At 61.8% G+C, this 26,099-nt stretch carries 24 protein-coding genes, 1 pseudogene and 1 other annotated feature; of the genes and pseudogenes, 6 read left to right on the top strand and 19 right to left on the bottom strand.

Annotation, left to right across the window (positions count from 1 at the left end):
- Positions 1-279 precede the first annotated feature (279 nt).
- The 8 genes from pdxT to ilvB (ACTNBZ_RS12840) form a co-directional block, all read right to left on the bottom strand.
- Positions 280-843 carry a pyridoxal 5'-phosphate synthase glutaminase subunit PdxT gene (pdxT, locus tag ACTNBZ_RS12875; protein ID WP_441210497.1) on the bottom strand — a complete coding sequence of 188 codons (564 nt, stop codon included), beginning with the start codon at positions 841-843 and terminating at the stop codon, positions 280-282.
- Position 844: 1 nt separating this feature from the next.
- On the bottom strand, positions 845-1,720 hold the full coding sequence (pdxS, locus tag ACTNBZ_RS12870; RefSeq protein ID WP_441210496.1) for a pyridoxal 5'-phosphate synthase lyase subunit PdxS: 876 nt from the start codon (positions 1,718-1,720) through the stop codon (positions 845-847).
- A gap of 180 nt (positions 1,721-1,900) precedes the next feature.
- Complete coding sequence (locus tag ACTNBZ_RS12865) at positions 1,901-4,432, bottom strand: heavy metal translocating P-type ATPase (RefSeq protein WP_441210494.1); 2,532 nt, start codon at positions 4,430-4,432, stop codon at positions 1,901-1,903.
- 16 nt (positions 4,433-4,448) lie between these two features.
- Positions 4,449-4,751 carry a metal-sensing transcriptional repressor gene (locus ACTNBZ_RS12860; RefSeq protein ID WP_441210492.1) on the bottom strand — a complete coding sequence of 101 codons (303 nt, stop codon included), beginning with the start codon at positions 4,749-4,751 and terminating at the stop codon, positions 4,449-4,451.
- 166 nt (positions 4,752-4,917) lie between these two features.
- A complete protein-coding gene (gene ilvN, locus ACTNBZ_RS12855) occupies positions 4,918-5,484 on the bottom strand; it encodes an acetolactate synthase small subunit (RefSeq protein WP_441210490.1) in 567 nt (188 codons plus the stop codon).
- A 13-nt stretch (positions 5,485-5,497) separates the two neighbouring features.
- Positions 5,498-7,201, bottom strand: a complete 1,704-nt coding sequence (gene ilvB, locus ACTNBZ_RS12850; RefSeq protein ID WP_441210488.1) for a biosynthetic-type acetolactate synthase large subunit — start codon at positions 7,199-7,201, stop codon at positions 5,498-5,500.
- Between the two features lie 47 nt (positions 7,202-7,248).
- Entirely contained in the window at positions 7,249-7,734 is a 486-nt protein-coding gene (gene ilvN / locus ACTNBZ_RS12845) for an acetolactate synthase small subunit (protein ID WP_441210486.1), read from the bottom strand.
- Between the two features lie 17 nt (positions 7,735-7,751).
- Entirely contained in the window at positions 7,752-9,380 is a 1,629-nt protein-coding gene (ilvB, locus tag ACTNBZ_RS12840) for a biosynthetic-type acetolactate synthase large subunit (RefSeq protein ID WP_441210484.1), read from the bottom strand.
- A 103-nt stretch (positions 9,381-9,483) separates the two neighbouring features.
- Positions 9,484-9,721 (bottom strand) — a binding site (T-box leader).
- 263 nt (positions 9,722-9,984) lie between these two features.
- On the opposite strand from ilvB (ACTNBZ_RS12840), the gene ACTNBZ_RS12835 reads away from it, so the two are divergent.
- Entirely contained in the window at positions 9,985-10,287 is a 303-nt protein-coding gene (locus tag ACTNBZ_RS12835) for a hypothetical protein (RefSeq protein WP_441210482.1), read from the top strand.
- Here ACTNBZ_RS12835 and ACTNBZ_RS12830 read toward each other — a convergent pair.
- The gene (locus tag ACTNBZ_RS12830; protein ID WP_441210480.1) at positions 10,203-11,774 is read right to left on the bottom strand and encodes a recombinase family protein; all 1,572 of its coding nucleotides are present in this window, start codon (positions 11,772-11,774) and stop codon (positions 10,203-10,205) included. The two genes, ACTNBZ_RS12835 and ACTNBZ_RS12830, sit on opposite strands and share 85 nt — an antisense overlap.
- A gap of 22 nt (positions 11,775-11,796) precedes the next feature.
- Positions 11,797-11,934 carry a hypothetical protein gene (locus ACTNBZ_RS12825; protein ID WP_441210478.1) on the bottom strand — a complete coding sequence of 46 codons (138 nt, stop codon included), beginning with the start codon at positions 11,932-11,934 and terminating at the stop codon, positions 11,797-11,799.
- 283 nt (positions 11,935-12,217) lie between these two features.
- Here ACTNBZ_RS12825 and ACTNBZ_RS12820 point away from each other — a divergent pair, with 283 nt between their 5' ends.
- Together ACTNBZ_RS12820 and ACTNBZ_RS12815 are read left to right on the top strand one after the other, a co-directional pair.
- Entirely contained in the window at positions 12,218-12,847 is a 630-nt protein-coding gene (locus ACTNBZ_RS12820) for a PHP-associated domain-containing protein (protein ID WP_441210477.1), read from the top strand.
- A gap of 7 nt (positions 12,848-12,854) precedes the next feature.
- On the top strand, positions 12,855-13,463 hold the full coding sequence (locus tag ACTNBZ_RS12815) for a polysaccharide deacetylase family protein (RefSeq protein ID WP_441210475.1): 609 nt from the start codon (positions 12,855-12,857) through the stop codon (positions 13,461-13,463).
- On the opposite strand, the pseudogene ACTNBZ_RS12810 reads toward ACTNBZ_RS12815, so the two are convergent.
- From ACTNBZ_RS12810 to ACTNBZ_RS12775, 8 genes and pseudogenes are all read right to left on the bottom strand, one after another.
- Positions 13,385-13,771, bottom strand: a pseudogene (locus ACTNBZ_RS12810) (YhcH/YjgK/YiaL family protein); the annotation flags it as partial. The gene ACTNBZ_RS12815 and the pseudogene ACTNBZ_RS12810 overlap by 79 nt on opposite strands.
- 54 nt (positions 13,772-13,825) lie before the next feature.
- On the bottom strand, positions 13,826-14,932 hold the full coding sequence (locus ACTNBZ_RS12805) for a Gfo/Idh/MocA family protein (protein ID WP_441210474.1): 1,107 nt from the start codon (positions 14,930-14,932) through the stop codon (positions 13,826-13,828).
- Positions 14,920-16,566 carry an FAD-binding protein gene (locus ACTNBZ_RS12800; RefSeq protein WP_441210472.1) on the bottom strand — a complete coding sequence of 549 codons (1,647 nt, stop codon included), beginning with the start codon at positions 16,564-16,566 and terminating at the stop codon, positions 14,920-14,922. Before ACTNBZ_RS12800 ends, ACTNBZ_RS12805 begins: the two co-directional genes overlap by 13 nt.
- A 15-nt stretch (positions 16,567-16,581) precedes the next feature.
- On the bottom strand, positions 16,582-17,625 hold the full coding sequence (locus ACTNBZ_RS12795; RefSeq protein WP_441210470.1) for an ABC transporter ATP-binding protein: 1,044 nt from the start codon (positions 17,623-17,625) through the stop codon (positions 16,582-16,584).
- Between the two features lies 1 nt (position 17,626).
- A complete protein-coding gene (locus ACTNBZ_RS12790) occupies positions 17,627-18,691 on the bottom strand; it encodes an ABC transporter ATP-binding protein (RefSeq protein ID WP_441210468.1) in 1,065 nt (354 codons plus the stop codon).
- A gap of 14 nt (positions 18,692-18,705) precedes the next feature.
- Entirely contained in the window at positions 18,706-19,599 is an 894-nt protein-coding gene (locus ACTNBZ_RS12785; protein WP_441210466.1) for an ABC transporter permease, read from the bottom strand.
- Between the two features lie 19 nt (positions 19,600-19,618).
- Positions 19,619-20,578 (bottom strand): ABC transporter permease, encoded by a 960-nt coding sequence (locus tag ACTNBZ_RS12780; RefSeq protein ID WP_441210464.1) that lies wholly within the window; start codon positions 20,576-20,578, stop codon positions 19,619-19,621.
- Between the two features lie 198 nt (positions 20,579-20,776).
- On the bottom strand, positions 20,777-22,396 hold the full coding sequence (locus ACTNBZ_RS12775) for an ABC transporter substrate-binding protein (RefSeq protein ID WP_441210462.1): 1,620 nt from the start codon (positions 22,394-22,396) through the stop codon (positions 20,777-20,779).
- 450 nt (positions 22,397-22,846) lie between these two features.
- Here ACTNBZ_RS12775 and ACTNBZ_RS12770 point away from each other — a divergent pair, with 450 nt between their 5' ends.
- Both ACTNBZ_RS12770 and ACTNBZ_RS12765 read left to right on the top strand, forming a co-directional pair.
- Complete coding sequence (locus ACTNBZ_RS12770) at positions 22,847-22,993, top strand: hypothetical protein (RefSeq protein ID WP_441210461.1); 147 nt, start codon at positions 22,847-22,849, stop codon at positions 22,991-22,993.
- 27 nt (positions 22,994-23,020) lie between these two features.
- Entirely contained in the window at positions 23,021-24,472 is a 1,452-nt protein-coding gene (locus ACTNBZ_RS12765; RefSeq protein WP_441210459.1) for a recombinase family protein, read from the top strand.
- Positions 24,473-24,519: 47 nt separating this feature from the next.
- Here ACTNBZ_RS12765 and galE read toward each other — a convergent pair whose 3' ends face one another.
- Positions 24,520-25,509, bottom strand: a complete 990-nt coding sequence (galE, locus tag ACTNBZ_RS12760) for a UDP-glucose 4-epimerase GalE (RefSeq protein WP_441210457.1) — start codon at positions 25,507-25,509, stop codon at positions 24,520-24,522.
- 132 nt (positions 25,510-25,641) lie between these two features.
- On the opposite strand from galE, the gene ACTNBZ_RS12755 reads away from it, so the two are divergent.
- Complete coding sequence (locus ACTNBZ_RS12755) at positions 25,642-25,905, top strand: hypothetical protein (RefSeq protein WP_441210454.1); 264 nt, start codon at positions 25,642-25,644, stop codon at positions 25,903-25,905.
- Positions 25,906-26,099: the final 194 nt, after the last annotated feature.

The raw sequence follows: 26,099 nt of genomic DNA, 5'->3' as shown, positions 1-26,099 counted from the left end.
TGTAACAATGGCTGAATTCCATAAAAACGGCTCCTTTGAGCCATTTTTATGGAATTGCGCGGCCGCCGCCGCGCGAATAAACCGCAAAGCGGTTTATTCAGTAGACATTATTATAGGGCTTTGACTTATGGCCAAAGGAGTTCAAACGGGCCAACGGGTAAACAGTAAACAAGATTTCATATGTCGTGTACCTTCCCGGGAAAGAGCTTTGCAGATTCAAACATCCGATAGCTTACAGCGAGATTTTATGGTGTTTTGTTCCGCGGGCGGTACCTCTGTTCAGATCCCCGCCATCTCCAGAAAACAGCGGTGTACCGACAGATCGTCATCAAGTTCCGGGTGAAAGGCGGTGACCAGCTGGCGGCCCTGCCGGGCGGCTACAATGCGGCCGTCGACTGCTGCCAGAATCTCCGCACCGTCGGATACAGACTCGATGTAGGGGGCGCGGATGAAGGTCATGGGGATACGGCCGACTCCGGCGCACTCAGCCACGGTGTGAAAGCTGCCCAGCTGCCGGCCGTAGGCGTTGCGCTTGACGGAGATATCCATGGTGGCGAAGCAGGGGAGGCCTCCCTCCACATTCTTTGCCAGCAGGATAAGCCCCGCACAGGTACCGAACACCGGAAGGTCACCTTCGATGCGCTCCCGCAGAGGTTCAAACAGCTCCAGATCGCGGAGCAGCTTGCCCATAACGGTGCTCTCGCCGCCGGGGAGGATCAGTCCGTCGAAGGGCCGGTCCAGATCTCTGGGCTGGCGGATCTCAAAATGCTCCGCGCCCAGGCGGTCCAGCATGGCCCCATGCTCCGCGAAGGCACCCTGGAGTGCCAGGATTCCGATCCTCATATCACTTCCCCCGCTCGGCCATCAGCAGGGCGGTCTCGCTCTCGTTGATGCCCACCATGGCCTCGCCCAGGTCGGTGGACAGTTCCGCAATCCGCTTGGCGTCGGTGTAGTTGGTCACAGCCTGGACGATGGCGGCGGCCCGCCTGGCCGGGTCGCCGGACTTGAAGATGCCGGAGCCCACAAATACGCCCTCGGCGCCCAGCTGCATCATCAGGGCGGCGTCGGCGGGGGTGGCCACGCCGCCGGCCGCGAAGTTGACCACCGGCAGGCGGCCGTTCTCGTGGACATAGCGCAGCAGATCCAGAGGGACCTGGAGCTGCTTGGCGGCCTCGAAGAGCTCATCCTCCCGCAGGCCCTGCACCCGGCGGATCTCCGAGTTCATGGCGCGCATGTGGCGCACCGCCTGGACCACGTCGCCGGTGCCGGGCTCGCCCTTGGTGCGGATCATGGATGCCCCCTCGGCAATGCGGCGCAGCGCCTCCCCCAGGTCCCGGGCACCGCAGACAAAGGGGACCTTGAATTTGGTCTTGTCGATGTGATAGACATCGTCGGCGGGGGAGAGCACCTCGCTCTCGTCGATGTAGTCGATCTCGATGGCCTCCAGAATCTGGGCCTCCACAAAGTGGCCGATGCGGCATTTGGCCATGACCGGGATGGACACCGCCTCCTGGATTCCGCGGATCATTTTGGGATCGCTCATTCTGGATACGCCGCCTGCGGCACGGATATCCGCCGGAATGCGCTCCAGAGCCATGACGGCGCAGGCGCCCGCCTCCTCCGCAATCCGGGCCTGCTCCGGTGTGGTGACGTCCATGATCACGCCGCCCTTGAGCATCTGGGCCAACTCTTTGTTGAGTTCATAGCGATTGTTTTCCATAACCGTTTCCTCCATTCGGTGAATTGATCGGATGGCATCATTATACACAAGACTGACATTTTGAAAAGAATCAGAATCATAAAAAATAATAAGGTCAATCATTCGAAAAAGAATCTCCCGGTGAGCGGGGAGAACTGCTCACCGGGAGATGGGGCCGGATGTGGTGGGGGCCGCGAGCGCCTATTCGATCCCGGTGACCGGGTAGTCCTCGGCCTCCACGGCCTCTTTCAGCACGGAGTCAGGCACATCGGCCTTCAGCGTGACCACGGCGGTGCCGGCCTCATGGCTGACCTCAGCCAGCTCCACGGCCTCCAGAGCCTCCAGGGCCTGCTTTACCCGGCCCTCGCAGTGGGAACACATCATGCCCTCGATGTGAAGGGTCTTCTGCCGGGGCGGTTGGGACTGTGGGGCTTTTCCCAGGGGGGCGCACTTTTTGTCCCGGCTGGAATCATACATGGGGAAGAGATTGAGCCGCAGGGCATTGGTGACCACGCAGAAGCTGGACAGGCTCATGGCGGCGGCGCCGAACATGGGGTTGAGGGTGAGTCCCAGGGGAATGAACACGCCGGCGGCCAGGGGTATGCCGGTGGTGTTGTAGAGGAAAGCCCAGAACAGGTTCTGGTGGATGTTGCGCAGGGTGGCCCGGCTGAGCCGAATGGCGGCGGGGACGTCGCTGAGGCGGCTCTTCATCAGCACCACGTCGGCGGCGTCAATGGCCACGTCGGCCCCGGCGCCGATGGCCACGCCGATATCCGCCCGGGTGAGGGCGGGGGCGTCGTTGATGCCGTCGCCCACCATGGCCACCTTGCCCTTAGCCTTGAGGGTGCGGATGACGCTCTCCTTGCCGTCGGGCAGGACCCCGGCAATGACCTCATCCACGCCGGCCTGGGCGCCGACGGCCCGGGCAGTGCGCTCATTGTCGCCGGTGAGCATGACCACCCGGACCCCCATGTTCTGCAGCTCACGGATGGCCTGAGGGCTGTCATCTTTGATAACGTCGGCCACGGCGATGACGCCCAGGGGCATTTTCAAAGTTTCGTTGGCGAAGAACATGGGGGTCTTGCCCTCTTCGGCCAAAGCGTCGGCCTTACCGGCCAGCGCGCCGGGGTTGATGCCCGCATCCGCCAGCATGGCCCGGTTACCGCCGATAAAGGTATATTCTCCTATGACGGCCCGGACGCCCCGGCCGTGGACGGCGGTGAAGTTCCCTGCGGAGGTGAGGGCCAGATCTCGCCGGCGGGCTTCCTCCACAATGGCGTTGGCCAGGGGGTGCTCGGAGGGGCCCTCCAGGCTGGCGGCCAGGGTGAGAAGCCCCGCCTCGTCATTCCCGTCCGCGGGAAGAATGTCCGTCACCCTGGGCTCGCCCTGAGTAATGGTGCCCGTCTTGTCCAGGGCCACGATCTGTACCTTGCCCGCCTCCTCCAGAGAGACGGCGGTCTTGAACAGGATGCCGTTTTTGGCGCCCATGCCGCTGCCCACCATGATGGCCACCGGCGTGGCCAGGCCCAGAGCGCAGGGACAGCTGATGACCAGTACGGAGATGCCCCGGGCCAGGGCGAAGCCCGTGCTCTGCCCCAGCAGCAGCCACACGGCGGTGGTAATGACGGCGACGGTAATGACCGCCGGGACGAATACCCCCGATACCTTGTCGGCCACCTTGGCGATGGGGGCCTTGGTGGCGGCGGCGTCGCTGACCATGCGGATGATCTGGGAGAGAGTGGTGTCCTCGCCCACGCGGGTGGCCTTACATTTGAGAAAACCGGACTGGTTCAGGGTGGCGGCCGAGACGGAGTCCCCCGCCGACTTGTCCACCGGGATGCTCTCGCCGGTGAGGGCGGACTCGTTCACCGCACTGATCCCCTCCAGCACCACGCCGTCCACCGGGACGGTCTCTCCGGGGCGGACCACAAAGACGTCCTCCTTGCGGACCTGTTCCACGGGGACCACAGTCTCCGCCCCGTCCCGCACCACGGTGGCGGTCTTGGGGGCCAGTTTCATCAGGCTCTTGAGGGCATCGGTGGTCTTTCCCTTGCTGCGGGCCTCCAGCATTTTGCCCACGGTGATGAGGGTGAGGATCATGGCGGCCGACTCAAAGTAGAACTCGTGCATATAGGCCATGACGGCGTCCATATCGCCCCGCACCTGAGCGCCGGTCATGGCAAAGAGGGCGTAGGTGCTGTACACGAAGGCCGCCGAGGAACCCAGAGCCACCAGCGTGTCCATATTGGGGGCGCGGCGCCACAGGCTCTTGAAGCCGGAGATAAAGAATTTCTGGTTGATGACCATGACGGTCACGGTGAGCAGGAGCTGGGCCAGACCCATGGCCACATGGTTGCCGTCAAAAAAGGCGGGCAGAGGCCAGCCCCACATCATATGGCCCATGGAGAAGTACATCAGCACCAGCAGGAAGCCCAGGGAAGAGATGAGACGGCGCTTGAGCGCCGGGGTCTCCCGGTCCCGCAGGGCCGCCCCGGCCTCCGCCGGGGCGGAAGCTCCCCGGCTGCTCCCGTCCGTCCCCTTTTGGGAGGCGCCGTAGCCCGCGCCCTCCACCGCAGCGATGATGGCCTGAGGGGAGGCGGTTCCCTCCACCCCCATGGAGTTGGTGAGCAGGCTCACGGCGCAGGCGGTGACGCCGGGGACTTTGGACACGGCTTTTTCCACCCGGGCGCTGCAGGCGGCGCAGCTCATGCCCGTTACGTTGTATTGTTCCATACCGGTCATACTCCCACTATTTCATCAGTTTTTGCAGGGTGGCCACCAGCTCGTCGATGACCTCGTCCCTGCCCGCGCGGATGTCGTCGGCCACGCAGGTGCGGATGTGGCTGGCCAGCAGCTCCCGGTTGAAGGCGTTCATGGCGGCGGTCACCGCGGCGGACTGCACCAGCACGTCGGTGCAGTAGGCGTCGTTTTCCACCATGCCCCGGATGCCTCGGATCTGTCCCTCGATGCGGCTGAGCCGGTTGAGGAGCTTTTTGACCTCATCCTCCGGGCGGACCTTCTTTTTATGACAGCAGCACTTCTGATTTTCCATGGCGCAGACACCTCCTGAAAAAATACCCCGATGGGGTATTTAGATCATATACCCGTGGGGGGTATTTGTCAAGGGGAAACGGCGGGCAGGAACAGTATCTGCCGTTTTGGGCCGCGGCATACCCATGAAAAAGCGCCCGTCCTTTTTTAAGGACGGGCGCCGGTGTTTACAGCACGTTCTTGCCGTAGTCGTACTCCTCCCGGAGCTTGTTGTCATCGTAAATGGTGTTCCGGCCCCGCTCGATGGCCAGGGTGCCGGTCTTGGCAATCTCCAGAATGCCGAAATCCTCCAGCAGGCCGATGAGGGCGGAGGTCTTGCTCTTGTCGCCGAAAATGGCCACGGTCAGGGACTCCCGGCTCACGTCGATGATATTGGCGCGGAAGATATTGGCCATCTGAATGACCTCGTCCCGGGCGTTGCGGTCGGCGGCTTTGACCTTGATGAGGGCAAACTCCCGCTGGATGGAGGTGGCCTCGTCCAGGATCTTGACGGCGGTCACCGGGATGAGCTTGCGGCACTGGGCGGCGATCTGGCTGATCATCAGTTCGTCCCCCAGGATGACGATGGTGATGCGGGTGACGCCGGGCTTGTCGGTCTCGCCGGAGACGATGGACTCGATGTTATACCCCTTCCGGGAGAAGAGCCGGGCCACCTGGCTGAGCACGCCGGGGATGTCCCGCACCAGGATGGACAGGGTGTAGAGCTTCTTTTCCGGGTCAAATGTCTTTTTCAATGGGTCCGCCCCCTTACTTCAGCAGGAAATTGGTGATATGGGCGCCGCCGGCCACCATGGGCCGGACCATCTCGTCCATGTCCAGGCGGCAGTCCAGCACGCAGCCGCAGCCCGCCTCCAGCGCGGCCTGGAAGGCCTGCTCCATCTCGGCCAGGTTGGTCACCCGGAAGCCCTTGAGGCCATAGGCCTCGGCCAGCTTGACAAAGTCGGGGCCCCGGTCCAGGGTGGTCTCGGAATAGCGTTGGTGGTAAATCAGGTTCTGCCACTGGCGCACCATGCCCAGAGTGCCGTTGTTGAACACCACGGTGATGATGGGCAGGTGGTAGTGCTCCACCGTGGCCAGCTCATGGCAGTTCATGCGGAAGCAGCCGTCGCCGGTGGTGTGAACCACCACCTTGTCCGGGTTGCCCATCTTGGCGCCGATGGCGGCGCCAAGGCCGAAGCCCATGGTGCCGAAGCCGCCGGAGGTGAGGAGCTGGCCGGGATAGTCGAAGTGGAAGTGCTGGATGGACCACATCTGATGCTGGCCCACGTCGGTGGCCACGATGGTGTCCTGGGGAGCCAGACGGCGGATGGTCTCCAGCACCTGCTGGGGGGTCAGCCGTCCGCTGTCCTCCACGTGGTCGGGGGTCTTGAGGGAGAGGATGTGCTCCTTCCACTCGGGGTGGCTGTACCGGGGCAAGCGCTGGTTCAGCAGCTCCAGCACCCGGCGGGCGGAGCCGATAATGTGGTGGTCGGTGAGGACGTTCTTGTCCACCTCCGAGCGGTCGATATCGATCTGGACGATCTTGGCCTGGGAGGCAAAGGTATCGGGCTGGAGAGCCACCCGGTCGGAGAAGCGGCAGCCCACGGCGATGAGCAGGTCGCACTCGTTGCAGGCCACGTTGGAGGCGCGGGAGCCGTGCATGCCCACCATGCCAGTGGCCAGAGGGTGGCTGCCGGGGAAGCCGCCGCCGCCCATCAGGGTGATGGCCACCGGGGCGTCCAGCGTTTCGGCCAGCTGCCGGAATTCCCGGTCAGCCCGGCCCCGGACCACGCCGCCGCCGCAGATGAGCAGGGGGCGTTCGGCCTGGGCGATCATGTCCACCAGAATGTCGATGTCCTCCAGATTGGGGGTGGGGGCCTCCAGATCATGGCTGTCCGCCAGGACCTGAATGCTCCGGCAGGAGCGGTTCTCCTTCCAGGGGACGAATTCGTAGTCGATCTCCACGTTGGGAGCGGTGACATTTTTCAGAAAGTCGATGAGCACCGGGCCGGGACGGCCGGTGGCGGCCACGGCGAAGGCCTGGCGCATCACGTCGGGGATGGTCTGGGCGTCCCGCACCAGATAGGTGGCCTTGGTGATGGGCATGGCGATGCCGGTGATGTCCACCTCCTGGAAGGAGTCCTTGCCCAGCAGGGGCTCGGTCACGTTGCAGGTGATGAACACCACAGGGGAGGAGTCCATATAGGCGGTGGCGATGCCGGTGGTCAGGTTGGTGGCGCCGGGGCCGCTGGTGGCGAAGCACACGCCCACCTTGCCGGTGGAGCGGGCATAGCCGTCGGCGGCGTGGGAAGCGCCCTGCTCATGGGCGGTGAGGATGTGGGTGATCCTGTCCTTATAATTATAAAGCTCGTCATAGAGGTTCAGAATGGTCCCGCCGGGGTAGCCGAAGACGGTGTCTACCTCCTGCTCCAGCAGGCACTCCATGATGGCCTGGGTGGCTCTTACTTTCACGTCGGTTCCCTCCAATGGTTTTGTGGATCAAAGCGCGGGAGAAAGGGTCAGATCTTGCCGCCGCCCTTCTGGACGGCGATGACGCCGGTGCGGGCCACCTCCAGAATGGAGAAGGGACGCATCATGGACTGGAAGGTATCCAGCCGGTCGGGGGTGTCGGACAGCTCCAGGGTCAGGGAGGTGGGGGAAATGTCGTTGACCTTGGCCCCCATGATCTCACAGATGGTCATGATATCCTGCCGGGTCTTGTTGTTGGCGTTCACCTTCAGGAGCATCAGCTCCCGGCCGATGTGGTTGTTCTCCTCCAGCGTGCGGACCTTGATGACCTCCACCAGCTTGTTGAGCTGCTTTTCCACCTGCTCCACCACGCTGTTGCCGCTGTCCACGATGATGGTGATGCGGGAGATGGTGGGATCGTCGGTGACGCCAACGGCCAGGGATTCAATGTTGAAGGCCCGGCGGGAGAAGAGACCGGTGATCCGGTTGAGTACGCCCGCCTGGTTTTCCACCAGGACGGAAATGGTCTGTTTCATGGCTTCTCACGCTCCTCTCAGTCGTTGGTGCCCACATCGGGATGGACCTCACAGATCAGCAGGCAGCTGCCCCGGGAATCCAGGAAGCGGTCCAGGGTCTCGTCCAGAGCGTCCTCGTCGCTGAGGACCATGCTGGGGATGCCATAGGCGGAGGCGATGGCCTCAAAGTCAGGCGAGCCATCCAGCGACACGCCGAAGGGTCCGTGGTAGGGCGCGGCATTCTGGATCTGGTTGACCAGGCCAAGCACGTGGTTACGGAAAAGGACGATCTTGATATCCATCCCGGCACAGCGGATGGCGGCAAGCTCGTTCATGGCCATCTGGAAGGAACCGTCGCCGCAGATCACAATGGTCTGGCGGTCCGGCTGGGCCACCTTGACGCCGATGGCGGCGGGCAGCGCGTAGCCCATGGTGCCCAGACCGCCGCTGGTCAGCAGGCGGCCGTGCTTCTGGGGCAGGTATTTGCAGGCGAAGATCTGGTTCTGGCCCACGTCCACGCACACCGCCGCGTCGTCACGGAGCTTGTCGCCCAGCCTGCGCAGCAGGGTGCCGGGGAATACATATCCCTCCCGCCGGGGGAAAACGCGGCTGAGTTCGGCGGTACGGTATTCCCGCAGCTGCTCCCGCCAGGCGGCGGAATCGGGGGGCGTGATGTCCCGCTCCAGCAGCTGCCGCAGGATGACCTTCACGTCGCCCACCAGGGGGATAGCGGCCTGCATGTTCTTGCCGATCTCCGCCGGGTCCACATCGATGTGGATGGTGGCCATGCGGCGCTGGATCTCGCCCGGGTCCACCACGGCACGGTCGGCGGCCCGGGTGCCCACCATGATGAGCAGGTCGGCCTTGGCCAGGGCCTTGTTGGCGCAGCGGTTGCCGTGGGCGCCGATCATGCCCATGTTCAGGGGGTGGTCGGTGGGGAGCACCGAGAGGCCCATCATGGTCTTGATCACCGGGATGGAATTGCGCTCGGCCAGCTCCACCAGCTCGTCCCTGGCGTGGGAGAGCCACACGCCGCCGCCGGCGCAGATCACCGGCTGCTTCGAGCGGGAGATGGCCTCGGCCACCCGCTTGATCTGAAGCTCATTGCCCTTGACGCTGGGCTTATAGCCCCGGATATTGACCTCCTCCGGGTAGACGAAACGCTTGAGCTCCTGATTCTGCACATCAATGGGAATGTCGATGAGCACCGGGCCGGGACGGCCGGTGGAGGCGATGTGGAAGGCCTCCTTCACGATCCGGGGAATATCGTTGGCGTTCTTGACCAGGTAGCTGTGCTTGGAGAAGGGGGCCACCGCACCGGTAATGTCCACCTCCTGAAAGATGTCCCGGCCCAGCAGATGGCTGGGCACCTGGCCGGTGATGGCCACCAGAGGGATGGAGTCCATGTAGGCGGTGGCGATGCCGGTGATGAGATTGGTGGCGCCCGGGCCGGAGGTCACCATGCACACGCCGGTCTTGCCCGATACCCGGGCATAGCCGGAGGCCATGTGCCCGGCATTCTGCTCCGTCCGCACCAGTGTATAGCCGATCTCCGGGTGCTCCTTCAGCGCGTCTACCGCCGGGCAGATGGTGGCGCCGGCATAGCCGAAAATATGGTCTACATGCTCCTGTAATAAGCTCTCGATCAGAGCCTGTGCTCCGTTCATGGAAGCTCACCTCCACTGGTATCTTGGCCCAAACAGCAGGATGGATGTTTGGGCCGTTTTGTCTCTGGCTGAAAAACAAAAGCGGCCTCGTCCTATCCAGATCTGATAGGACGAAGCCGTTTACTCCGTGGTACCACCTAAATTCACAGCGGACATGGAAACTCCGCCGTGCGCTTGTTGCCCCAATAACGGAGGGAAGCCGTTCCAGCCTACTGCGGCCGCGCCGGTTCAGTCGGACTGCTCACGGGTGAGGTTCGGTGATGGTCGTTCAGGGGAGCTTGCACCGACCGCTCCCTCTCTGTGCATCCGGACATACCTACTATCCCGCTCATCGCTTTTTGACGATTTTCAACTATCATAGCTCAATCGCGTCTATTTGTCAATTCTTTTTCCGGGCATTTCTTCTCCAATCGGACACAGATAGGCAATATAACGCATGGAGTTTGGTGCAAAAGAGAGAAATTTTATCTATTTTGCATCAGGATGCCGGCATGGACGGGCGAAAAAGGACGTGGGAGCGGAAAACGGGCCCGCACGCCGTATTGCCGGGAAGAGCGGTGCATATATATCAGAGTGAGATCCGGTATTTGAGGAGGGAACATTCATGAAATTCCTGGTATTCAAACGAAAGACGGCGGTGGCGGCCGCCTGCGTTCTGGCGGCGGCGCTGATGTTTACGGTGGTCAACCATCCCGCCATCGTGGGGGCGGCGGCCACCACCCGGCAGCTCCCCATCTACTGCGTTCAGCGGGACCAGAAAATGGTGGCCATCTCCTTCGACGCGGCATGGGGTGAGGTCAGAGTGCGGCGGGAACGGGCAGGTCAATCCTCACGGCCCAGTATGCCGAGATCATCGGAAAACGTATATGTAATCTCGATCCTGCCTCCTTCAAATACAAGGATCTGATCCACCGTCTCAGCCAGGGTGGCCCGGTCCAGGGCGGAGAGCCTGCCCTCCCGGAGAAGAGCGGAGATCCAGGGCTGCTCCTGCGCAGCGGCCGCTCTGTCTGAAATCTGTAAAGCCTCCATTTGACAGGTCAGCTGCCGCTCCTGCCGGTCGTAGTCCGCCCGGTAGTACAGATAGTCCTGCCGGCTGATGATGCCGTCCTTATAGTCCTCATAGGATGACTGCTTCAGGCGGCAGACCCGCTGCCGGGCGGCGCGGCATCGTTCCAGAGCGTCGGAGGATGGAGCGGAAGTTTGGGCCGCGGCCTGCCGGACCAGCCCGTCCAGATCATCCGCGGCGGTCAGAATGCGGTTGAGATCGGCCAGGATTACAGCCTCCAGCTGCCGGTGGGTAATGCTGTGCCGGGTACAGACGCCCGGACCATACCGCTTGTAGGAGCCGCAGCAGTAGCAGACGCCGCCGGCGCGGGCAGTCTTGCTCATGGCCCGTCCGCAGTCACCGCAGCGCAGAAAGCCGGCAAAGAGACTTGCATCCTGCTGGAACCGGGGGATACGCACGTTCCGCGCCATAAGGGATTGAACCCGCTCCCACTGGTCCGGCGGGATGATGGCCTCATGGGTGCCGGGGACCACTGCCCATTGGCTGCGGTCCAGCTGCCTGGCCCTGCCGTGCATGCCCTGACGGGGAGCCCGCCCCTGCTCCATGGTCCCGGTATATACCGGATCCCGGAGCATGCGGTGGATGGTGGCATAGGTCCAGTAGGTGGTGCCGTCCAGCTTCTGCCCGTTGCGGTAGCGCTCTCCGTTGAGCCGCTTGTATTCACTGGGACAGGGGAGACCCTCCCCGTTCAGCTGTCTGGCAATGGACTGCTTGCCCATACCGCCTTCAAACAGGGTGAAAATGCGCCGTACCACCGCCGCGGCGCAGGGGTCTATGACCAGCCGGTTGTGGTCGTCCGGGTCCTTCCGGTAGCCGTAGGGGGCGAAGGCGCCGATGAATTTCCCGCCGTGCTGCTTGGACTGGATGGCGCTGCGCACTTTTTTGGAGATGTCCCTGGCGTACTGCTCGTTAAACACGTTTTTGACCGGGAGCAGCATGTCGTATCCCCGCTCGCTGTCGATGCCGTCAGTCACGGCGATGAAGCGCACCCCATGCCGGGGGAACCACCGTTCCAGATAGCGGCCGGCCTCAATGTAATCCCGGCCGAAGCGGGACAGGTCCTTGACCAGAACACAGTTGATCCGTCCTTCCTCAATGTCACGGATCATGCGGCAAAAGTCCGGCCGGTCAAAGTTGGTGCCGGTGAAGCCGTCATCCGCATAGAAGCCGGCGGCCTCTATGTCCGGCCGGGCGGAGAGAAATTGTTCCAGCAGCTTTTGCTGGTTGATGATGCTGTCGCTCTCGGGCCTGTCCCCATCATCCCGGGACAGGCGGGTGTAGACCGCCGCGCGCCATCTGGGCGGATCTGTGTCTTGTGTCCGGGGCAAAATGAACGCCTCCTCTCCGTGATCAGGAACTGCTGCTCCCGGCAGTCTGGTGGGCCCGGAGCAGCCGGAGCAGCATATCGCGGGTGGAACGGTCCCCGCGGAACCGCCGCTCCACCCGGAGCGGGCGGAGCTCCGGGGCACTGTGGGAATCACCGGCCACCCGGATCGCCTCCTTCGGGACAGGCAAACTGGCGATGGGACCGCCGCCTGACCCTGCCGCAGTATATGCGCGGGGGGCGGAAAATATCAGTGGAGGGAGCGCGGAGGCATGTCCATATAACATTGATATTCTCAATATAATATAAAGATAAATATTGAAAAACAAAATGAATAAAAGGGCGCGTGCAGATTGACATTGACCGGGATGTAAGCTACAGTCTAAATTGCCTTGCCGGAAGAATGAACGGCAAAACAGCTTTTATCGACAGAAAAGAGGGGTCGCCATGTTTGTTGATCTGCACGTCCACGAGCGGGCGTTTTCAGAGGACAGCCGCATGTCTCTCGCCGAGATCGTGGAGAAGGCCCGGGCCATGGGAATGGGTGCGGTCTGTATCACCGACCACGACAGCCTGGGCATCCGGGAGGAGGCCGAGCGGTATTCCAGAGAGACCGGATTCCCCATTTTCGTGGGGGTGGAGGTGCTGACCGTCCAGGGGGACATCGTGGCCTTCGGCAGCCCCTTTGCCTTCCAGCCCAGGACCATCGATGCGCAGGAATTCATCCGCTATGTCCACTCCTACGGCGGAGCGTGCTTCAGCGCGCATCCCTTCCGCAATAATCAGCGGGGACTGGAAGAGCACCTGGCCGCGGTGCGTGGGCTGGACGGCGTAGAGGTCCTCAACGGCAGCACCTCGCTGGAGGCCAACCGCAAGGCGCTGGAGTACGCCCTCCGGCTGGGGATTCAGCCCGTTGGGGCCAGCGACGCCCACGATACGAAGCAGCTGGGCAAATATGTGACCTGGCTGCCGGAGGAGCCTCAGGATCTGACCGGGTTTATCCGTGTCCTCCGCTCCGGCAAATGCCGCCCCGCCGTCTGGGAGGACGGCGCCTTCCGGGTGGTGGACTCCTTCTGAGGGCCCAATGCGCCGCAAATTTACCTCACCATGGGGGAACGAGGATACCCAGCAGCTCATCGACATTTTGGGGAAATACCATGTGACCGCCACCTTCTTTGTGGTGGGAGACTGGGTGGATAAGTACCCGGAGTCGGTCAAAGCGCTCCACGACGCGGGACATGAGGTCATGAACCACTCCAACACCCACGCCCATATGAACCAGCTCTCCAGCGGAGAGATCATCGCCGACGTGGAGGCCTGCAACGACAAGATCGAGGCGGTGACCGGCGTGCGTCCCACCCTGATCCGCCCGCCCTACGGAGAGTACAACGACACCGTCATCTCCTCCATCCGCTCCATTGGCATGGAGCCCATCCAGTGGGATGTGGATGGGTCCCATACACCTTCAAGCCGCCGGAGGACAGAGGAGGGGGACGATCACAGGCAAAAAAGGGAGGCCGCCCGGGCGGCCTCCCTTTTTGATATTTTCCGCTATACCTTGACCTTAAAGACGGCCTTCTTTACCGGGCACGCGTCTTTCAGCTGTACCTTGACCATATGTACGTCCTCGGGGAACACCACCAGGATATCGCCGGGGCGCATGGTGACCCAGGCGTCCACGGGCCCCTCGTAAGGGATGAAATCACCGGCGGCATCATAGTTACCCGCGGTGAGGGAGGCGGCATCGGTGACGCCGATGCGCTCCTCACCCTCCAGCACCACATGGATGTCGGCGTAATACTTGTGGCCCTCCCAGGAGGCGTTCTCCTCGGGCATGGTGGTGTAATCAAAGCGGTTGATGAACACGGTGTCCCCGTCCACGTCGTTGCGGCCCATGGCCAGCTTGGTCAGGTCGGCGGAGGCCAGGAAGTCGATAGCGGTATCCAGGGAAGCGCTGAGTCCCTTATAACGGCTCAGGCAATCACGTTTCGTATAGATCACAATTTCACCTTCTTTTTGTTATTTCCCGCATCCAGGTATATACGCGGTATTCCGTTATACTTTTTGCTGGTAGCAGCGATTAAATTCGGACTCATCCGGAGGCAGCGGACAGGCTTTCTGCGTCCAATGGGAGAGATAAGTCCCCTGAATGATCTCCAGCGACCGGACCCCTTGGGCAAAGGGGCAGGCCAATGGCTGTGTTCCCGCTACCGCTTGCGCAAAGTTTTCAATCATAGCGGCATGCTGCACTTTGTTGTCGCTGTCGTCAAATGTAAGGGTTTCCTGCGTAAACGGCACCTGTTCGAACGGATTCGGACACTGGCGGGCAAATTCCCGTTCATCCTGGTCCAGATGGAGCACCTGTACCTCCTGATCTTCCACCACAGTGATCCGCCCACGGGTTCCACAGATCTCCAGCCGATTGCTGCCGGGGCACTCATGGGCAGACGCGAGAAAATGACCATGCGCCCCATTTGCGTATTCCAAAAACAACTCGGCCTCATTCTCGACCTGAATGTCTCTGTCCACCGTTGCGCATCGCGCCATTACTTTGACAGGCATCCCGCAAATCCACTGCATCAGATCCAATTGGTGGGAAGCCTGGGTCATGAGAAGGCCACCGCCTTCGCTGGCCCAGGTACCTCTCCATGGACTAGATCCGTAGTAAGCGCATGTACGGTAGAGGTTGGTAATGATCCAAGTCACCCGGACCAAATCCCCCACAGCTCCCTGCTCCATCAGCTCCTTTACCGTTCGATAGCAGCCGGACATACGGCGGTTGTACATGACGCCGCATACCAATTCCGGCCGTTTTGCCAACAGAGCCTCCACCTGACGGATCTCCGACATATGGATGCCCACCGGTTTTTCCACCAGCACATGGACGCCCTGCTCCAGAGCCTCTCGCGTCATAGCCGGGTGCTGGCCATGGGGCGTACAGATCATGACAGCATCAATATCTCCCGAAGTCAGCATCTCGTGATAGTCCGTAAACTGCTTTGCCCCGGCCAGCGCAGGATAAGCGTTCACAGCCCGATTCATGCCGGCCGGAGTTCGGCCGCTCATAGCTGTTACTGCCACAGATGGGACACGTCCATCGCAGATCAGTCCCAGATAGTTCATGGCAATGGTACCGACGCCGGCAAAGCCTAATCGCAGCATATATGATCCCTCTTTTCTCCATGAAACGGTTTCGCAAAACGGACAATCAGGCTTTTATTCTTCTGGCAGATTTGGATCTGCCGCTCCTGGGCACAGTCCTGGGCGGGGAAATCCTCCCGGTAGTGGGAGCCCCGGCTCTCCCGGCGCAGCAGCGCCGCGATGAGGACACAACGGGCAGTGGTGAGCCGGGCGGTGATGATCCGTTCCGACCCGATGGCCCGGCTTTCCCGGCTGGGACGGCGGTCCAGGCCTGCTTCCAGTTCGTCGATCCGGTCCAGCGCACTGCGGAGTCCCGACTCCCGGCGCAGGATCATGGCGTGGGCCGACATCAGGTCCTGAAGAGTGCGGAAGGCGCCCTCCGGATCGGTACAGCGATAGCCCTCCACCGTGCAGTGATCCGGCGGCGGAGGCGCGCCCACACAGGAAGCAGCGGCGCTCCGCCCGGCCCTGCCGCCGAACACCAGTCCGTTGGCGGTGGACAGTCCGCCGATCCGGTCGGCGCCGTGCATGCCGCCGGTCACCTCGCCGCAGGCGAAGAGCCCGGGCACGCCGGTGGAGGCGTCCGGCCCGATGCGGACGCCGCCGTTGGCGGCATGGGCAAAGACCCCGATGCGGATTGGATCGTCCACCGTCAGGCCCTTGGCCTCGCGCAGCCAGTCAAAGTAAGTGGTGATGAACTCGGGAGGATCCTGGCGCAGTGCATCGGAATAGGTGACCTCTACCCCGCGCTCATCCTCCTGAAGGGCACGGAAGAGGGCGATATCCACCTCTTTGGAGTCCAGCCGGGCGGTAAAGGGACCGTGGGTGGAGCGCAGGTCCAGCAGGCGGTCGGTTTCGGGACCCGGAGGGAGCAGGGGCGCGCCGCTGCTGCGGCGCATGTGGGTGAAGCGGAAGGTCTTTTCGTTGAAAATGGTTTTGGGGGCGGGGGAGATGTAGCCGGGCATCATCTGCATGAACTCCATGTTCACCAGAGTGCAGCCCGCATTCAGCGCCAGAGCCTGTCCCATCCCCGCCACGTCCTCCGTGCACAGGTGGCGGCGGAACAGGCTGCCGTAGCCGCCGGTGGCGAGCACCAGCGCCCGGCACCCGAAATAGCGCAGCTCTCCCCGGTGTAGGGCCACGCAGCCCGACACCCGGCCGCCCTGCTTCGTCAGCTCCAGCACCTGGCAGCCCTCCACCACCTGAATGCCCAGTTCGTCGATCCGGCGGGAGAACACCTCACGCACGCTGTCGAACTCCAGGCCGTTCCAGTCCCGGTTCTTGTGGTCGAAGCAGGGAATGAACTCCCGCTGGCCTTTTTGAACGGCGCGGCGCAGCTTCACGCCCATGGAGCGCACCTGTTCGATGGCGGGGCGGATGCCGGCTGCAAAGGTCTCCACCATCTCCGGAGAGGCCATATGGCAGCCCACCTCCTGGATGGTGCGGCACAGGTCGGCACAGTCATTCTCATCCTCCGGGCCGATGAGGCCCAGACCCCAGGTGCCGGGATAAAAGCTGGAGCCGGAGAAGAGACGGGTACTGGTCAGCAGGGTAACAGCACAGCCGGCCCCGGCCGCGTCAAGGGCGGCCAAAAGGCCGGCAATGCCGCTGCCAACCACCAACACGTCACAGCGCTGATCTATCGGCAGGATCACGATGCAGTTCCTTTCTCACGCCTTCTGGGCGGCGGCCTTTTCCTCCTGGATCTTCTTCTGCTGCTCGGCGTACAGGTGGCAGGCCACCATATGGCCGTTCTCCGTATTCTGCACGGCCAGGGCGGGATCCACCTGCTTGCAGATCTCCATGCAGTTGGGGCAGCGGTTGTGGAAGGCGCAGCCAGAGGGCTTGCGGATGGGGCTGGGCACCTCGCCCTCCAGCACCTGGCGCTTCTTGGTGTTGTGGATATCGGGCACCGGGATGGCGGAGAGCAGGGCGCGGGTATAGGGATGGAGGGGCTCGTCGTACAGGGCGTGGGAGTCAGCCACCTCCACGATCTTGCCCAGGTACATGACCACGATGCGGTCGGACATGTACTGCACCACGCTCAGGTCGTGGGCAATGAAGAGATAGGTCAGGTTCAGCTCCTTCTGGATGTCCTTCATCAGGTTGAGCACCTGGGCCTGGATGGACACGTCCAGAGCGGACACGGGCTCGTCACAGATGAGGACCTCGGGCATGACCTCCAGGGCGCGGGCGATACACAGGCGCTGGCGCTGGCCGCCGGAGAACTCGTGGGGATAGCGCATCAGATAGTCGGGCTGGATGTTGACCATCTTCAGCACTTCCTGCATCCGGGCCTCCCGCTGGGCCTGATCCTTCATGCCGTGGACCACCAGAGGCTCCTCAAAGGAGGTGTAGATCTTCTTCTGGGGGTTCAGGGCGGAGTAGGGATCCTGAAAGACCATCTGGACCTTATTGCGGAAGTCGAACATCTCGTCCTTGTTGAACTTGGTGATGTCGCGGAACTCGCCGTCATAGTTGAAGAGCACCTGGCCGCCGGTGGCCCGCTCCAGCATCATCAGGGTCTTGCCGAAGGTGGATTTGCCGCAGCCGGACTCGCCCACGATGCCCAGGGTCTCGCCCTTGTAAACTTCCAGACTGACGTCGTCCACGGCCTTGACATGGCCCACGACCTTCTTGAAGGCGCCCTTGGTGATGGGGAACCAGGTACGGAGGTTCTCTACCTTAAAGATGATTTCCTTGTTTTCACTCATTTTACTGCACCTCCGCAACTTCGGCTTGGGCCTCGCCGCCCTCGGCCACGGGGTAGTCCTTGTACTTCAGGCAGCGCACACGGTGGCCGGGGGAGAGCTGGAACATGGGGATGTCCTTCTCGCGGCAGGCGTCGGTGGCGAAGGGGCAGCGGTCGGCAAATTCGCAGCCGCCCTTCAGATCGGCGGGGTTGGGGGTGGCGCCGGGGATGGTCTCCAGCTTCTGGCCGTCGGCCAGACCCAGCACGGGCACGCTGCGCAGCAGCGCCTGAGTGTAGGGATGGCTGGTGCGGTCGAACACGTCCTCCAGGGAGCCGAACTCCACCACCCGGCCCATGTACATGACGCAGACCTCGTCGGCCATCTCGGCCACCAGACCCATGTTGTGGGTGATGAGGATGATGCTCTTGCCGTCCTTGGTCTGCATCTCCTTGAGCAGCTCCATGATCTGGGCCTGAATGGTCACGTCCAGAGCGGTGGTGGGCTCGTCGCAGATGATGAGCTCGGGATTACAGATCATGGCGATGGCGATGACCACGCGCTGCTTCATGCCGCCGGAGAACTGGTGGGGGTAGCAGTCGATGCGCTCCTCAGGATCGGGGATGCCCAGCTTGCGGAACATCTCCAGCACCTTTTCCCGGGCCTGGGCCTTGGTCATGCCCTTGTTGTGCTGCAGCAGGCCCTCGGCCACCTGGTCGCCCACCTTGTAGACGGGGTTCAGGCTGGACATGGGGTCCTGGAACACCATGGACATCTCGGGGCCGCGGAGGGCCCGCATCTCGGGACCGTGGGGCTTGTCGATCTGCTCCAGCCGGTACTCGGTGACCTTTCCGTCCCGCAGGGCGTTATACTGGATCTTGTCCGCCTCAATGATGGCGTTGCGGCCCAGGAAACGCATAATGGAGTTCATGGTCACGCTCTTGCCGCAGCCGGACTCGCCCACTACGGCCAGGGCGGAGCCCCGCTTGAGCTGGAAGGAGACATTTTTGACGATACGGATCTTCTTCCGGTCGGAGATGAAGGTCGTACTCAGATTTTCTACGTCCAGAATGATATCTTTGCTATCCATACAGGCCTACCTCCTTACTGCTGCTTGGCGTCCAGCACGTCGCGCAGACCATCGCCGAAGAAGTTGATGGCCAGAACGAACAGGCTGATGGCCAGACCGGGGAACACCCAGAGCCACCACACGTCCTGCACGACCTGGATGCTCTTGGCGGCGTTGAGGATGTTGCCCCAGGTGGGGGTGGAGTCGGCCACGCCCAGGCCGATGAAGCTCAGAGAGGCCTCCTGCAGGATGAAGTAGGCCACGTTGGTGGTGGTGGAGACGATGATGGGAGTCATGACGTTGGGCAGGATCTGCTTGAACATCACGTTCATCTTGGACATGCCGAAGGCCTCGCACACTTTGACGTAGGTCTCACCCTTCAGGCTCATGAACTCGTTGCGTACCATACGGAAGGTGGTCATCCAGCCGGTGATGACGAATACGAAGAGCATGTTGCCCATGCTGCGCTGCTTCAGAATGGCCACCAGCATCATGACCAGGACCAGCTGGGGAAAGGCCTGGAAGATCTCGGAGATGCGGACGATGACCATATCAGTCTTGCCGCCGAAGTAGCCGGCGATGGCGCCCAGCACGGCGCCCAGTACGCTGGAGAGCACGGCGCAGAACACGCCGATGAAGATGGAGTAGCACCCGCCGTACAGCACCCGGGCCAGCAGATCGCGGCCAATGGTATCGGTGCCGAAGAGATGGGCGGCGTCGGGGGCAGCCTTCATAATGGTGGGATTGGGGGTGCTGTAATCAATGCCCATGATCATGGCGGCAACGCAGGCCACAGTCATGACCACGATGACCAGCAGGCCGAATACAGCCAGCTTGTTGCGCAGGAACTTGCGGATATTTTTCTTCAACAGAGAGGAAGCGGCGCTCTTGTTCTGTTCCTTGATGCTCAAAGTCTTGGTTTCACTCATGATTGCGTCCTCCTTTCTGTTACTCGCCCAGCCGGACACGGGGATCCAGCAGCGCGTTGAACACGTCCACCATGAAAGAGCAGATGAGCATCACGGCGGCAATGATCAGGGTGATGACCAGCACCAGGTTGTAGTCCATGTTGGTGACGGCGTTGGTCATGGCAGTACCGATACCGGGGTAGGAGAACACGCTCTCGATGACCACGGAGCCGCCGATCAGGGCGGGGATACGGAACATCAGAATGACCAGGACGGGCTTCATGGCGTTGCGGAAGCCGTGCTTGAGGTAGACTTTCCACTCGGGGATGCCCTTGGAGCGGGCAGTCTTGATGTAATCGCTGTTGAGCACGTCCAGCATGGTGTTGCGGGCGTAGCGCATCAGCACGGCCACCATGCCGATGGTCAGGGTGAGCACCGGCAGGAACAGGTGCATGAAGGCGTCCATAAAGGCGTTGGTGGCGTCCGGACTGACCCGGTTGCCCGAGGGGAAGATGCCCAGCTTGATGGAGAAGATCCAAATGAGCAGGATACCCACCAGGAACTGGGGCACCGCCTGGCCCAGTACCGCCAGCACGCGACCCAGATAGTCCACAAAGCCGTTTTGCCGGATGGCGCTGATGATGCCTATGCCTATGCCTATGATGGAGCTGAAGAGCATGGCGTAAAGGGAGAGCTCCAGCGTGTATGGCAGGCGGGTGGCGATGATACCGGAAATGCTCTCGCCCTTATTGGTCAGGCCCAGGTCGCCGTGAAGAATGTTGCCCAGCCAGCGGAAATACTGCATGATGATAGGATCGTTCAGGCCCAGATCCTCCCGCAGCTGCTCCACCATCTCGGGCTGCTGGGAGATGACCTCCGGCGGGACCATGAAGGTGATGGGGTCGATGCCGGTGGAGCGCAGGCCGACGAACACAGCAAGGCTGATCACCAGAAGCATGGGGATCATCAGGGCCAGCTTTTTCAAAATGAATTTGAGCATGTTCTCACTCCTTTGGTTTGCGGCGGACTGTTGGGGTTGGGGGAGACTGACCGGATTTTACGGATACGGCCTCCCAAATAGAGAGGGGAGAGACGCAGGGCTAGGCTTGCGTCTCTCCCTCTTTGTCACCCGGAGCCAGTGCCGGGAAATGCCATGGGGTGCGGGGCCGTCAGGCCCCGGCGGGGATCAGGGAAACGATCAGCCGATCTCCCAGTTCTCAAAGTCGATGTCGCAGACGTACAGGGGGTTGCAGAACTCCACGCCGGAGGGAACCTTGACATTGTTGCTGACAAAGACGTAGTTGCCCACGGTGAAGACGGGCACCTTGTACATCTTCTCCTGCTCCAGGGCCTGCAGGTCCTTCAGAGCGGCGTTCTTGGCCTCGTTGGTGGTGGAGGCGGACAGAGCGGCGATGGCAGCGTCAAAGGAGGTGTCGCCGCCGAAGATGTTGGCGAACAGGGCGTCGGTGCTCATGTACTCAGAGTACCACTCCTCCATGGAGAAGGAACTCTTGCCCTTGAAGCCGATGTCGTACTCGCGGGTGGTGAACAGATCGGTGGTGCCGTCGTTGGACAGGGTGGCCTCCACCTTGATGCCGGTCTGCTCCAGGTAGTAGACCACCATGTTGATCAGGTCGATGGAGGTCTGGTCGTTGTTGTAGTAGCAGATGCGCAGGGGCCGGCTCATATCGTAGCCGGAAGCGGCCAGCTCGGCCTTGGCGGCCTCGGCGTCGTAAGTATACTCAAAGCCGTTGTAAGCCTCATGGCTGTTGGGCACGCCGCTGTTGAGCACGGTGGCGGAGGGATACAGGGCGGCCAGAGTGGCGCGGTCGATGGCCTTGATCAGAGCCTGACGGACCTCGATGGGCTGCATGGCGGCATTCTCCTTGCCGTCCACGCCCTTCATGTTGAAGATGAAGTACTTGTAGAACAGCACGTCCACGGGGATGGACTGGAAGTTGCTCAGGGAGGCCATGCCGTCCACCAGGTCGGAGGCGTTGCCGTACAGGAAGTCGGCGGAGCCGGACTGGGCGGCGGTCAGGAAGTCGGTGACGAAGGAAACGGTGACCTTCTCGATCTTGGCGGGAGTGCCCTCATAATTGGAGTTGGGCTTCAGGGTGAAGTAGTTGCCGGGGTTCATCTCGTCCATCATGTAGTAGCCGGAGGTAACGGGAGCCTTCCAGAAATCGGCTGCGTCGATGGTGGCGGGATCGGCGCTCTCCAGGCAGTGCTTGGGCAGGATGGAGAACTGAGCCAGGATGTCCAGCATGGAGGCATAGGGGCTGTCCAGCTTCAGGGTAATGACGTTGCCCTCGGCGCTCTTCTCAGTGATCTTGCTGAACGCGGCGGAGTAGATGGAGTTCTTGTTGGTGGCGGCCAGGACGCCATCGATGGACCACAGCACGTCGTCCGCGGTGAGAGCCTCGCCGTCAGACCACTTCAGGCCGTCCTTCAGGGTGATGGTGTAAGTAAGGCCGTCTTCGCTGATCTCCACCTTCTCGGCCAGATCGGGCTCGGTCTTGGTCAGGCTGCTGTCAGCGATGAGCAGGCTGCGCCACATCAGGTTGGTGGCCATGTTGTGGTTGAGCCAGGGAGTGGGGACACGGTCATCCTTGGTGGAACCGTCGTTGGTGGAGAGCACCAGGCGCAGGGCGTTTCCGCCGGCGGCAGGCTGGGAGACATCGCCGCTGGGGGCGGAGCTCTGGGCGGGGCTGGAAGAGCCCTGAGGTTTATTGCCGCCGCCGCAGCCGGCCAGCATCACGGCCAGCATGGACGCGGAAAGCAGCAATGCAAGTGCGCGAGACAGCTTCTTGTTCATGTGAATCATCGCTCCTTTTGTGTTTTGATATGGCAATCTGCATGCCATACCGAAAAATCCAAGTCATCGCGTTTTTTCCACAACCGCAACGGGCGCTGCACATCCCCCTCTCACAGTGGTTTGCAGGCAAAAGCGAATTGTACAAAAAAGCCAACGATATTCTTTGGATTTTTTTACATCTTACCACAACTCAACGGAATTATCAATCCAAAACCTCTAAAAAAAGCATCCATATTTTGTAATTTTATTTGTGGCAAAGAGAAAGAAATTTGTTTTTGCCACAGAACACGCAGTTTTTTTGCCGGAGAATAATAAATTCGAAACGAAAATTTATAAAAAGAAATAAGAGGATCCGGCCGCTTTCCGGGAGGGAAACGGCCGTGCCGCTGTCATCCGGGGCGGAGAGAAGGCATAGATTGGAGCGGTGAGGACAGAGAGGAGGGATGCCCTGTGAAGATATGCCATCAGCATCCGGAGGTCAGCCCGGAGGAGCGGCGGCAGGCGCTGGCCGCCATCCGCCGTTCCTGCGCTTCGGCCCTGCGGGCGGAGAAGGCGGCCGGGGAACGCCCCGCCCCGGGCACGGCAGGAAAAAAATGATCGCTTGAACGAGAGGAGGCGCCCGGCTTGGATGCCATCTATGCGCGGCAGTCCGTGGACAAGGCGGACAGCCTTTCCATTCAGGGACAGATCAGTCTGTGCCGCCGGGAGACGGGAGCGGACTGCAGGGTCTATCAGGACAAGGGGTTTTCCGGCAAAAACACCAACCGTCCCGCCTTCCGGCGGCTGATGGAGGATGTGGAGCGGGGAGCGATCGGGAAGATCGTGGTCTACCGGCTGGACCGTTTTTCCCGCTCCATCGCCGACTTCGGACGCCTGTGGGAGATACTGAAAGCCCACAGTGTGGAATTCGTCTCGGTCAACGAGACCTTTGACACCTCCACCCCCATGGGACGGGCCATGCTGAACATCATCATGGTCTTTGCCCAGCTGGAGCGGGAGACCACCGCCGAACGGGTGCGGGACAACTATTACCAGCGGGCCGGACTGGGTGCCTGGCCGGGCGGGCCCGCGCCTTACGGCTTCTCTATCGGCCGGCTGCCCGGACCTGACGGAAGGCCGGTTCCCGGCCTGGTCCCCAATGAACACATGAAGACCGTGGAGCGGATCTTCCGGGCCTACGTGGAGGAGAAAGCCACACTGGGGAGCGTGGCCCGGGCCCTCAACGCCGGCGGCGTCCCCGCTCCCAAACGGGCCGTCTGGGATAATGCGGCCCTGTCCCGGATGCTCCACAGCCCGCTGTACGTGGGGGCGGATGAGGAGGTCTATCTCTATTACAAAGGGAAGGGAGTTGCATTTGCAAATGCTCCGGAGGAGTTCGATGGACAGAATGCCGGAATGCTCGTGGGCAGGCGGGACCGAAGCGCGGGGAAGTACCGGGATGTGCGGGAGGGGCATTTTTCACTGGCCAGCCACCGGGGCGTGATCCCCTCCGGGCTCTGGCTGGCCTGCCAGTACAAGCTGGACGCCAACCGCCGGGCCGGAGGAAACGGGAGAGGAAAACACACCTGGCTTTCCGGGCTGATGAAATGCGGCTGCTGCGGCTACAGCGTCAAGGTCAACCGGGATGGGGAGAAGTACTATCTGCTGTGCAGCGGGCGATCCAATCTGGGGGTGTGCGGAGCGTCCATCCGGGTGGATCTGCGGACACTGGAGCGGGCGGTGGAGGAGGAACTGGAACGCCTGCTGGCCGAGTGCCCGGACGAGGAGGAGCCGGGCGAAGCGGGCGCGGCAGAGGAGCTGGAGGCCATCGACCGGAAAATCGAGCGCCTTATGTCCGCCCTGGCGGAGAGCAGCGATATATCCATGCCCTACATAAACCGCGCTGTCGGGCGGCTGGAGAAAGCCCGCCGGGCACTTCTGGACAAGGAGGACAGGCGGCCCCGGGACGCACGGCTCCGGCCGGACAGGCTGCGCTTCGCGCCGCTGGGATTTGAACAGAAGAAGCTGGTGGCGGCACGGTTTATCCGGGAGATACGGCTGGAGGGGGACAGCGCAGTCGTGGATTGGAACATATAAAAGTGCCAGGGACCGGTGAAGGTCCCTGGCGCTTTTCTCATGCTGTTTTAAGGCCGGTAGCCGCGGGGGTGGGCTCTGTGCCAGTTCCAGGCGGTGGAGATGATGGTCTCCAGATCGTCGTAGCGGGGTTTCCAGCCCAGGACCGATCTGGCCTTCTCCGAGGAGGCCACCAGCTGGGCGGGATCGCCTGGGCGGCGGGGACACTCCCGGGCGGGAATGGGATGGCCGGTGACCTTCCGGGCTACGTCGATGACCTCCTTCACCGTGAAGCCCACGCCGTTGCCCAGATTGAACACGTTGTTCTCACCGCCGGCGAGCAGGTAGTCCAGAGCCAGAATGTGGGCCTGAGCCAGGTCCGTGACGTGGATATAGTCCCGGACGCAGGTGCCGTCCTTGGTGGGATAATCGCTGCCGAAGATGGAGAGCTCCTTCCGCTGGCCATTGGGCACCTGAAGGATGAGGGGGATGAGGTGGGTCTCGGGGTCATGGGCCTCGCCGATGGCGCCGGAGGGGTGGGCACCGCAGGCGTTGAAGTACCGCAGGGCCACATAGCGCAGGCCGTGGGCGCGGCTGGTCCAGGCCATCATCTTCTCCATGGACAGCTTGGTTTCGCCGTAGCAGTTGGTGGGCTGGGTGCGGTCGCTCTCCAGAATGGGCACCCGCTCCGGCTCGCCGTAGGTGGCGGCGGTGGAGGAGAAAACGATCTTGTCCACCCCATGGGCCACCATGGACTGGAGAAGGACAGTGGTGCCGCAGAGATTGTTGTCATAGTACTTCAGGGGATCGGACATGGACTCTCCCACCTGGGAGAAGGCGGCAAAATGGATGACGCCGTCGATGCGCTCCGTCTCAAAGAGCCGGTCCATGGCCGCCCGGTCCCGGATGTCGGCCTGGTAGAAACGGGCCTTGGGGTGGACTGCCGCCCGGAAGCCGGTGACCAGATTATCGGCCACTACCACGTCGCGGCCGGCCTCGATGAGCTCATATACGGTGTGGGAGCCGATGTAGCCGGCCCCACCCAGAACTAAGATCGCCATTGATGGATTACCTTCCTTTCCGGGACCCGCGGCGCGGCACACCGGGAAAGCGCCGCCGGGTCCGCTGCGGGCCTTTTTCATAAGTATAACATGATTTGCCCCCGATGAACAAGTAGAGCCGGAAAGAATGGAGTGCAGCCGCTTGAAGCTGTTTGGGACGGCGACAGCCTGGACTGGAAGGAACTGTCTGCTCCCGAGATCACCAAACGGGTGACCTCCAAGGTGGGGCCGGGCTCCATCGTCCTGTTCCACAACGCGGCCCTCCACACCCCCGAGGCACTGCCCGGCATCATCGAGACGCTGCTTCAGGAGGGCTATACCTTCGTGCCCATCTCCCAGATCCTCCTGCAGGGGGAATATACCATCGACCATACGGGACGCCAGTGTCCTGCCTGAGCGGACAGGAGAAGGAACGGGACAAAATGGCCGGAGGGGAATTGCAATTTGCACATTGCTGTGCTAAACTACAAAAAATAAATCCGCAAATTGCAATAACAAGTTGGACACCCCGTGGTAAAAACCTTGCTCACGGATGGAGCCGCAGGATCTATCCGTGAGCGAGGTTGCCGCAGCCGTCAGGCTGCGTAGAC

It is taken from the genome of Pseudoflavonifractor sp. HCP28S3_F10, assembly GCF_052065415.1.
GTDB lineage: Bacteria > Bacillota > Clostridia > Oscillospirales > Oscillospiraceae > Pseudoflavonifractor_A.
This window is presented reverse-complemented; position numbering and strand designations above follow the sequence as displayed.

Coding starts and splice junctions, on each gene's coding strand:
- pdxT (WP_441210497.1), bottom strand. CDS start 843: ATGAGGATCGGAATCCTGGCACTCCAGGGTGCCTTCGCGGAGCATGGG.
- pdxS (WP_441210496.1), bottom strand. CDS start 1,720: ATGGAAAACAATCGCTATGAACTCAACAAAGAGTTGGCCCAGATGCTC.
- ACTNBZ_RS12865 (WP_441210494.1), bottom strand. CDS start 4,432: ATGGAACAATACAACGTAACGGGCATGAGCTGCGCCGCCTGCAGCGCC.
- ACTNBZ_RS12860 (WP_441210492.1), bottom strand. CDS start 4,751: ATGGAAAATCAGAAGTGCTGCTGTCATAAAAAGAAGGTCCGCCCGGAG.
- ilvN (WP_441210486.1), bottom strand. CDS start 7,734: ATGAAACAGACCATTTCCGTCCTGGTGGAAAACCAGGCGGGCGTACTC.
- ilvB (WP_441210484.1), bottom strand. CDS start 9,380: ATGAACGGAGCACAGGCTCTGATCGAGAGCTTATTACAGGAGCATGTA.
- ACTNBZ_RS12835 (WP_441210482.1), top strand. CDS start 9,985: ATGAAATTCCTGGTATTCAAACGAAAGACGGCGGTGGCGGCCGCCTGC.
- ACTNBZ_RS12820 (WP_441210477.1), top strand. CDS start 12,218: ATGTTTGTTGATCTGCACGTCCACGAGCGGGCGTTTTCAGAGGACAGC.
- ACTNBZ_RS12815 (WP_441210475.1), top strand. CDS start 12,855: ATGCGCCGCAAATTTACCTCACCATGGGGGAACGAGGATACCCAGCAG.
- ACTNBZ_RS12805 (WP_441210474.1), bottom strand. CDS start 14,932: ATGCTGCGATTAGGCTTTGCCGGCGTCGGTACCATTGCCATGAACTAT.
- ACTNBZ_RS12795 (WP_441210470.1), bottom strand. CDS start 17,625: ATGAGTGAAAACAAGGAAATCATCTTTAAGGTAGAGAACCTCCGTACC.
- ACTNBZ_RS12790 (WP_441210468.1), bottom strand. CDS start 18,691: ATGGATAGCAAAGATATCATTCTGGACGTAGAAAATCTGAGTACGACC.
- ACTNBZ_RS12785 (WP_441210466.1), bottom strand. CDS start 19,599: ATGAGTGAAACCAAGACTTTGAGCATCAAGGAACAGAACAAGAGCGCC.
- ACTNBZ_RS12780 (WP_441210464.1), bottom strand. CDS start 20,578: ATGCTCAAATTCATTTTGAAAAAGCTGGCCCTGATGATCCCCATGCTT.
- ACTNBZ_RS12775 (WP_441210462.1), bottom strand. CDS start 22,396: ATGAACAAGAAGCTGTCTCGCGCACTTGCATTGCTGCTTTCCGCGTCC.
- galE (WP_441210457.1), bottom strand. CDS start 25,509: ATGGCGATCTTAGTTCTGGGTGGGGCCGGCTACATCGGCTCCCACACC.